Annotated in this window: 1 protein-coding gene; it reads left to right on the top strand. The window is 28.2% G+C overall.

Going from position 1 to position 440, the window contains the following annotated elements:
- Window positions 1-384: bifunctional hydroxymethylpyrimidine kinase/phosphomethylpyrimidine kinase (locus AC23MB_RS14380; RefSeq protein ID WP_487787656.1), on the top strand; the 384-nt coding region annotated here is incomplete at its 5' end.
- Window positions 385-440: the final 56 nt, after the last annotated feature.

Genomic DNA, 440 nt, shown 5'->3' with positions numbered 1-440 from the left:
TTGCAAACGGAAAATCATGTTTTTTCTGTGGATTGGATCGCCATAGAGGACATTTTAAAAAGCATTAAAACATTACTGAAATTTTATCCAGTAAAAGCGGTGAAAATCGGAATTGCTCCAAACACAGAATATTTAAAAAAGATTAATGAAGAAATAAAAATGAGCAAATCTAATCAAATGATTGTTTGGGATACCGTTATGAAAACCTCTACAGAAAGGTCTTTTTTTAATGGAAACGATATTCAAAATGTAAAGGAAATTCTGCCACATATGGATATAATAACGCACAATTTTTTAGAGTTTGAATATTTAAAATCTATGAATATTCTCAATGAAAATCAAAAAATGCCTTGCAATTTTTTTTTGATAGGCTGTATTAGTTAAGATGCGGAAGGTTTGGATATTTTATTCACGTAAAATGATATTTTTATCATTATACC

Source organism: Soonwooa sp. T0.1_25 (genome assembly GCF_057652215.1).
The sequence above is the reverse complement of the archived record's forward strand: the minus strand, read 5'-3'. Positions and strand labels throughout refer to the sequence as shown.